Origin of the sequence: Thaumasiovibrio clandestinus, assembly GCF_047250365.1 — a bacterium.
Classification (GTDB): domain Bacteria; phylum Pseudomonadota; class Gammaproteobacteria; order Enterobacterales; family Vibrionaceae; genus Thaumasiovibrio.
Window position 1 is genome coordinate 79,376 of sequence record NZ_JBLBVL010000014.1, and the last position, 8,326, is coordinate 87,701.

Annotated in this window: 9 protein-coding genes and 1 pseudogene; 3 read left to right on the forward strand and 7 right to left on the reverse strand. The window is 45.2% G+C overall.

Annotated features, from left to right (window positions below; all coding sequences use genetic code 11):
* The first annotated feature begins 103 nt into the window (after positions 1-103).
* The 3 genes from ACKLNH_RS15975 (at position 104) to ACKLNH_RS15985 (ending at position 2,725) form a co-directional block, all read left to right on the forward strand.
* Entirely contained in the window at positions 104-976 is an 873-nt protein-coding gene (locus tag ACKLNH_RS15975) for a 5-deoxy-glucuronate isomerase (RefSeq protein ID WP_413113258.1), read from the forward strand.
* Positions 977-985: 9 nt separating this feature from the next.
* A complete protein-coding gene (locus ACKLNH_RS15980) occupies positions 986-1,813 on the forward strand; it encodes a class II fructose-bisphosphate aldolase (RefSeq protein ID WP_413113259.1) in 828 nt (275 codons plus the stop codon).
* Between the two features lie 66 nt (positions 1,814-1,879).
* Complete coding sequence (locus ACKLNH_RS15985) at positions 1,880-2,725, forward strand: MurR/RpiR family transcriptional regulator (RefSeq protein WP_413113260.1); 846 nt, start codon at positions 1,880-1,882, stop codon at positions 2,723-2,725.
* A 249-nt stretch (positions 2,726-2,974) separates the two neighbouring features.
* Here ACKLNH_RS15985 and ACKLNH_RS15990 read toward each other — a convergent pair whose 3' ends face one another.
* From ACKLNH_RS15990 to ACKLNH_RS16020, 7 genes and pseudogenes are all read right to left on the reverse strand, one after another.
* Positions 2,975-3,817, reverse strand: a complete 843-nt coding sequence (locus tag ACKLNH_RS15990) for a nitrilase-related carbon-nitrogen hydrolase (protein ID WP_413113261.1) — start codon at positions 3,815-3,817, stop codon at positions 2,975-2,977.
* 115 nt (positions 3,818-3,932) lie between these two features.
* Complete coding sequence (locus ACKLNH_RS15995) at positions 3,933-4,811, reverse strand: glycine betaine ABC transporter substrate-binding protein (protein WP_413113262.1); 879 nt, start codon at positions 4,809-4,811, stop codon at positions 3,933-3,935.
* A 9-nt stretch (positions 4,812-4,820) separates the two neighbouring features.
* Positions 4,821-5,549 carry an ABC transporter permease gene (locus ACKLNH_RS16000; protein WP_413113263.1) on the reverse strand — a complete coding sequence of 243 codons (729 nt, stop codon included), beginning with the start codon at positions 5,547-5,549 and terminating at the stop codon, positions 4,821-4,823.
* A gap of 3 nt (positions 5,550-5,552) precedes the next feature.
* Entirely contained in the window at positions 5,553-6,674 is a 1,122-nt protein-coding gene (locus tag ACKLNH_RS16005; protein ID WP_413113264.1) for an ABC transporter ATP-binding protein, read from the reverse strand.
* A 28-nt stretch (positions 6,675-6,702) separates the two neighbouring features.
* Entirely contained in the window at positions 6,703-7,362 is a 660-nt protein-coding gene (locus tag ACKLNH_RS16010) for an ABC transporter permease (RefSeq protein WP_413113265.1), read from the reverse strand.
* Positions 7,363-7,671: 309 nt separating this feature from the next.
* On the reverse strand, positions 7,672-7,938 hold the full coding sequence (locus ACKLNH_RS16015) for a hypothetical protein (RefSeq protein WP_413113266.1): 267 nt from the start codon (positions 7,936-7,938) through the stop codon (positions 7,672-7,674).
* A gap of 78 nt (positions 7,939-8,016) precedes the next feature.
* Positions 8,017-8,326, reverse strand: a pseudogene (locus ACKLNH_RS16020) (hypothetical protein); the annotation flags it as partial.

Consider the following 8,326-nt stretch of genomic DNA (forward strand, 5'->3'; position numbering starts at 1 on the left):
TATTATAAATAATGTGTCGTCATAGTGGTTCAGGTTTGTCTTATTTAGACAATTTGTTAGCGATAAGTCGCTAATAAAATAGACGCGATAAAGGGGTAAAATAATGGGTAAACATATTCCTCCATTTAATAATGAAAATAAAGCAATTGTAGATGTTAATGATGATGTTACACCGTTGTGTTATTTCAATCAGGTATATTTAAAGCAGGGCGAGACATTTCAGCATCATGTAGAGGAATATGAATCTGTCATTGTCCTTGCTGGTGGCACATGTTCCGTGACAGTCACTCACCCAGAACTGCCCGATATAGTCTATGACAACATAGGTAAGCGAGCATCTGTTTGGCAAGGGAATCCCGAGGCCGTCTATATCCCACTTGGTTACAGCGCCGTGATTGAGTGTGTCAGTGATAAAGCGGACATTATGATCGCCGGTGGCAAATTTGAAGAGAGCTTGACGCCGTTTTGTGTGCGTGATGACGACGTTGATATTGTGCAGTATGGTTCAGATGACACCAAGACGCACCGTAAAATCAAGCATGTTTTAGGGCAGTCAAATGCGGATAGACGTGGTCGCTTGCTGGTCAGTGAGTTATTCACTGTTGGCGCAGGTGGCTGGTCTGGTTTCCCGCCTCACAAGCACGACGAAGACCGTGTTAAAGCAGATGGCAGCCAAGAAACCTTATATGAAGAGGTTTATCAATTCCGTTTTAATCCCGATTTTGGCTTTGGTGCGCAATTCCTATATGAGCATGAAGATGATTTTGGACCGGTTTATCACGTACGCACTGGATCTGTGATTGCGATTGATAAGGGGTATCACCCGAGTGTTGCGGCACCGGGGTATGAAATGTACTACTTCACGATTATTGTTGGCAAAACCGCCAAATCACTGATCCAGCACTTTGACCCCCATCATGAATATCAGGTGGAAACCATTCCTGGAATTAAAGACATGATCGCCAAATTTAAGTAGGGAGTTGTTATGTTAGTAACATTGAATGACTTATTACCCGAGGCGGCGAGCAGCAGTTATGCCGTTCCGTGCTTTAACGTGTTTGGCTATGAGGACGCGCGAGCTGTTGTTGAGGCTGCAGAAGAAGCGCAGCGTGCCGTCATCCTTGCTTGTAATAAAGATGTGGTTGATTTTTATGGGGTAGAGACCGCTGCTGCCATGTTTTTGAGTTTGGGAAAGCAAAGCTCCTCTAAGGTGTGTCTGCACTTAGATCATACTTACGAGGAAGAGATCGTTTATCAAGCCATGAAAGCGGGTTTTACCTCCGTGATGTTTGATGGTTCCCAGCTACCTTTGTCTGAGAATATTCAGCGTACCCAGCAGGTGGCAAAAGTGGCGAAGGCGCTTGGTATTTCTATTGAAGGTGAAGTGGGCTCGGTGCCGTACGACGAAGGACGTGATTACATTAAGTCTATTTATACCGAACCGGAAGAAGCGGCACAATTTTATCTCGAGAGTGGTGTCGATTGTGTTGCCGTTTCAGTCGGCAATGTGCACCGATTAACAGAGCCTGTGTGTGATATTGATTTTGCTCGGCTTGATCGTATTGCAAATAGTGTTTCCGCGCCGCTTGTTATTCATGGTACCAGCGGGATACGAGATGAAGATATGCTGAAATTAAAACAAAGTCGCGTTTCGAAGTTTAATATCGGCACATGTTTACGTCAGGCGCTTGGTCACAATTTGCGCGCGTATATGAATAAAGAACCAGACAAATTTGACCGAATATATTTTATGCAGAAGGTCATGCCTTACGTACGTGAAGAAGCATTGCGTAATTTTAAACTATTGGGCTGATTATTTAAGTACTGGATGCGTAATCCAGTACTTAAGTGTATTATTTACTTGTTTTTGGGAGAAATAATGCAATTAGAGGAACCAAGTGTGTTAAATACACCAGCCGATTTGGACTCATTACGAGAGCTAACGGTAAAGCGTTATGATAGTTTGAGTCAACGACTCCAACAGGTCGCAGATTTTATAATGGCACAACCAATGGTTGTTGCGGTTGAAACTATGGCGACCATCGCAGAGCAAGCGGATGTCCCTCTTTCTACATTAAGCCGTTTTGCTAATGCAATGGGCTTTAGTGGCTTTAGCCAAATGCAGTCTTTATTTCGAGAGCAATATTTAAATCGCCCGCGTGATTACAAAGAGCGTGTTCGCCATGCCAAAGAGCGTGATGGGCAAGTGACTGATTCACCCGCTTCCATTTTTCAGGACTTCGGTAATGCGAATGTAGAAGCCATCGAGCAGCTTCAACTGAGCGTATCGCCACAAAAACTCGAGCGTGCTGTTACGCTGATGGATAACGCTGAGACCTTGTATATCCAGGGTGTACGAAGAGCCTACCCCGTGGCCTTCTACCTTTGGTATGCATTGATGAAATCGGACAAAAATGTCGTGTTACTGGATGATCATGGTGGCATGCTGGCACCAATGGTTAAAAAAATGAATGAGCGCGATGTGTTATTAGCCGTGACTTATACTCCGTATGCACAAGAAACCAGTGAATTAATCGAACTGGCCTATGAGCGCAATGTCCCGATTATTTCAATAACCGACAATCAAATGTCGGCACAAGGTAGTAAAATCTCGATCTGTTTCGAAGTGCAAGAAGGCGAGCTTATGGGGTTTCGCTCTTTGAGTAGTTCTATGTTCTTGGCACAATCATTGGCCGTTGCGTTAACTTGTAAAGAGATAGACTAACAACGTAACGACGCACAATCACAGCCCCTCTCGATTCGAGAGCGGCTGCCTATCTAATCAAACGCCTTATGTACGTGACCGATACCTCATTTCGAGGTGTTTTTCGTCCTTAACCCGACTAATTTCAGTCCTTGTTTATTTGCCGCATAAATATATTGTCATCAACCAAAGTGTTTGAAATGTACGCTTAACAAAAAGCAATGCGTCTTGCATTAACGGTAAGCCATTATGGGTTGCCGTTGAATTAGGTTAGAGCCGTTGTTGCAGTAATCGCATAACGGTTGCCGAGTTTGCATCACGAATGGTTGGCAGTTGGAAGCGGGCGCGGCGTGTCTCTTCTAAACTGAGTGTTGCACTAATTAGTGCTTCCTCTTGGCCGGCCTCTACCAAGCATTCACCATTAGCATTCATAATACGTGAGCCCCCCCAGAACTGACTATCTCCCTCTCGAGCACAACTATTGGCCATTAATAGCGGAACACCATATGTCATTGAGATAAAATCGGTATTGGTTTTCCAACCTTGTGGATTGGAGAATTCATCCGATACGATATCTGCCGCCGAGTTTACTGGTGCTAACAGTAGCGAAGGCTTATCAAGCATGGCGATATGAGGTAGCGCAGGGTTCCATAAATCGGCACAAATCAAGGTATGGCTGCGCCAGCCAGGAAAAAGCTCACAACTGGTTAACTCTGTGCCGTGGCTGTACCATTTGGCCTCTTCTAAACCTCCGTAATTAGGTAGGTTGATTTTCCGATGTAAATGGACGATATGGCCGTTTTGAACAATGGCTTGTGCATTGTAAAACTCACCAGGGGCGACCTCTTCAACAAACCCGACACACACCGCCATATTACCTGCTGCTGCCGCCAGTTGCTCAAAAAGCGAGTGCGATATCGACATTGCCACATCTAAGGTTTGCTCTTTGAGGCTGTAGCCTGTTAAAGACAGTTCAGGAAAAAGTAATAGATCGAGTCCTTGTTGATGGGCTTTATCTATCCAGTGTAGGTGTGCTGCTAGGTTTGCTTCAACGTCGGCCAGTTTAGGTGCAATCTGGGCAATACCGACGGACAATTGTTGAATGTTGTTCATAAGATAACGCTATGCAAAGAGTGTATTAATGAGATGCTTGGCATCTCAGTACAATAAGTAAGGGGCAGATATTGTCTGCCCCTCGTTGGGTCTGTTGCTGACGGAAAGTGACTTACTAGCGTAGATTATACGTTTGCAAGAACTCTTCTGCGACACGCTCGATGGAAATCCCATCGACATCAACGCGTGCATTTAACCCTGACATGATTTCGTCATCAATAATGGCAGCAAGCGCATTGAGTTGATCGGCGAGATCTGGGTTTTTGTCCAAGGTATCCTGACGAACCACGGGTGTCATCGCATAGTTTGGAAAGTGCTGTTCATCATCTTGCAATATATAAAAGTCGTAGGCTTTAACACGACCATCAGTGGCAAAGACCATGGTAATTTCAACAATCTCGTCACGTAGTGCTTGATAGAGCAAACCGGTGTTCATTTTCCGCAAGTTATGGCGTGGTAAGTCAAAATCATAGGCTTTAAGCAATGATTTTAAGCCATCATCTCGCGCGCCAAATTCGACATTGGTCGCGAGCTGTGCTCTTTGGCCTTCTTCGGTCAATAACCAAGCCATCATATCTGAGATGGTTTTGAGGTTACGCGCTTCTGCGAACTCGCGGCGCATCGCCAGTGCATAGGTGTTATTGGCCTTAGAGCGGTTGAGCCAGATTAGCCCTTTTTCCGCATCAATTTGTTGTAGGCGGGCAAAAGCTTCATCCGGTGACATCACGTCTGTTACTTTATTGAACGTGATAAGCCCGGTTCCGGTGTACTCCCAGTAGAGGTCGACTTGGCCATTTTCCTGAGCGGTACGTAACACGGTTGACCCCATGCCATCACGTTGATCGATGCTGTAACCTAATGCGCGTAAGTACTCACTAGTAATTGTCGCAATCAGCAGTTGCTCTGTGTAGCCTTTTCCACCGACAACCAAACGGTTGGCATAAGTTGGCAATGCCATAGTGATGGCAACAAGTAGAGTAATAATGTGTTTCATTGCTGCTCCTTAACGACGATTTGGATTCACGCCTTTGCTGACGATCATAAATGTGAGTAGGCCCAACAAAACGTCCGCAATTAGTGCCAGGATGGCGGTTGGAATCGCACCTGCCAGCATCATTGGCGTATCGTAAAGATCAATACCAGCAAAGATCAGTTCGCCTAATCCGGTACCACCAATTTGGAACGCTAATGGAACCGTACCGATGTTAATGGCAACGGCTGTACGCACGCCTGCCATAATCACATACAGTGAGTTAGGAAGTTCGACACGCATCAGCTGTTGTCGTGGGGTTAGACCGATCCCTGTTGCTGCCTCTTTAAGATGCTCTGGAACTGAAAGCAAGCCAGTATAGGTATTGCGCAGAATTGGCAATACTGAGGCAAAAGCCAATGCAAAAACAGCGGGACGATCACCAATACCAAGAAAACTCATCGAAAGAGCCAGCACAGCAAGCGTCGGAACCGTTGTGCCAATATTGAAAATTTGCATGAATATGTCAGCAAATTTGCGCATCGCTGGACGGCTAATCAATATACCCAGAGGAACACCAATCATGATCGCGATCGACGCTGAAATCACTGTTAACTTAATGTGGTGTCCAGATAAGTAGATTATCTCATCCCAGTAATAAAGAACTCCATCAACGAAACCAGAGGCTTGTGCCCAAATGCCAATGAAAAAAATCATTAGCATTAACATGGCATTGAAGTAAGGTTTTAGGTCGATTGTCATGGCTTATCCTTTCGCTCGGAAGCTGGCTCCAAGGTGATGAGTAATACCACGCTGTGAAATTTCGCCAACAAGATGACCTGCGTTATCAACGACAGCTAACCAACTAATATCGTGGGCAAACATCTTAGAAACAACCGAACGAAGATCTTGACCTTGGTCGATCAAAACAGACAGGCCTTTCATGTGCTCTCCACATAGCCCTTTGTTATTTTTGGCGATTGCTTGCTCGATGACACCGACAGGCTGATGCTGTTTATTTACCACGACAATCATGCCGTGGCCGTGCTCAATCATGAGCGAGAGTGCGCGGTCAAGCTTATCATCAGGGGTGATAACCGGAACGTTCTTTTCCATCACTTCGCCCGCTGTGGCTAACTGCAAACGTTTCAGGGTGCGGTCGGTGCCGACAAAGTCGCGGATGAAATCAGTCGCTGGGTGGGCGAGCAATTCATCTGGACTCGCATACTGTTCAAGTTTACCTTCACGGAAAATGGCGATTTTATTCGCCATTTTTACTGCCTCGTCAATGTCGTGAGACACGAACATGATGGTTTTTTTCAACTCTCGGTTCATCTTCAGGAATTCTTCCTGAATAATGTCGCGGTTGATAGGATCGATGGCGCCAAAGGGTTCATCCATTAATAACACTGGTGCATCAGCCGCCAATGCACGAACAACACCAACGCGTTGTTGCTGACCACCTGATAGCTCATTCGGATAGCGCTTTAAGAATGTGTTTGGATCTAACGCCACCATATCCAACAACTCTTTGGCACGAGTGGCGCAACGCGTTGCATCCCAGCCCATTAATTTAGGCACTAACATGATGTTTTCTTCGATTGTCATGTTAGGGAATAAGCCAATTTGTTGGATAACGTAACCGATATTTCGACGTAGGGTAACGGTATCAATATCGGTGGTATCTTCACCATTAATGAACACTTTTCCTGACGTAGGAGTGATCAGGCGGTTAATCATTTTTAGAGTGGTTGTTTTACCACAGCCAGACGGGCCTAAAAGAACGCAGATCTCACCGGTTGGCACTTCCATATTAATATGATCTGCCGCGGTCACCACGCCTTGTGCGGTTTCGAAAACTTTTGTTAAATTATCTAGTTTTATCATCGATTTACCTTAACTAGCGATGACGTAGTTATACGTCGCGAACAGTAACACCCTTGGGGGTGAATTTTTTCTGAATACGGGCCAGTGCTGTGTCAGCTACGATAGCAAGTAAGCTGACGGCAACGGCACCAACAATGAGTTGTCGTGGGTCTGTTTGGCTAATGCCACGGGCGATAAAAGTACCCAATCCACCTGCACCGATATAGGTTGCGATAGCCATGACACCAATGTTCATAACAACGGCAGTGCGTACACCCGCCATGATGACAGGGATAGCCAATGGAATTTCAACCAGACGCAGACGTTGCATGCTAGTTAAACCGATACCACGTGCGGCTTCGCGCAAGGCAGGATCGACATTATTGATCGCTGTATAGGTGTTGCGAATAATGGGTAACTGAGAGTAGAGCAGCACCGCAATAACAGCAGGAACGTAACCAATTCCTTGTCCAATCTTGGATAAAACCGGAATCATAATTCCGAATAACGCGATGGAAGGAATGGTAATAATAATGGATGCAACGTAGAGCACGGTATTGGCAACACGTTGATTCTGGGTGATAGCCACTCCCACGGGAACACCAATTAGAATAGCAAGGCCGACAGCCAAGCTCACTAATGCAAGATGTTCGATAGTGCGGTGGGTGATGACGCCCCAGTTATCCAGTACGAAATTGAGTATGTCCAATTTGCACCTCTGGATTGAACGTTAAACACAAATGACGCTAAGCGTCGTGAAACCTGAGTGATCAGGTCAGGCGAAGTGTCTTGAAAATTTTCGCCGCTTTTGTCGTAGAGCTAATGCTTAGTACACGAAAGATCGGGGATTCTATTCATTTATGGGACTAAGCTCAAGCTTTATCATGAAATGTTTCGAGTGCGTTACTTTATGTTGATGTAAATCATGGGCTTACAGTCTGGGAAGGCGGAGGCTATCACTCGTTGTATTCCATTGAGGTCATTATTAATTAAGCACACGAAAGGAACCTTGGCTCATTCATCGCGATAATTTTTGGATTGATTCACCGTGAATAGAAAAAACTGCCAATACAATACCGATCACGGCAGACATAACTATAAGGCCAGTTTCCTCTCTTGAAAGGAAATAAAAGGCAATAGGTAGAGGAAAGGCAATACTCAACATCGCCAAGTCCCCAATTTTGTCCCTTGGTGGGGTACACTCCCACTCGTACAGGGTCGGCTCGGTTTTTAAGCGCTCATACTGCTGCTCGGTGTAACCTAAACCACCTCCAAATTTGCACATCACTGACACTCTGACATTTGCCCTGCGACAAGGCGCCCTAGTCGGGCGCATTAAAAATAGTCGATATTAATTCAGCCTTTACTCTGTATAAAGGTCATCGCTGTCATCCACCTCTTTTGCATCACAAGTATCTAATATATTAGAAAAATTATTGATTATGCTTTGGTAGTCCTTAGAAAATACATTAAGTGTTTGTGTGTAGGACATCCATTGTGAGTCTAATTCCTCATCATTAAACGAACGGATCCTCAAGCTATTAGATTTAGCATGAAACCTAATTCTTGTGTTTTTGTAAATCAAGACATTGCTGTATGAGGGTGCTTTTTTAAACCCCGTAAACCCAAACGACATCAACGCTGATGCCCCCGCGCCCACAAAGGCCATTGGG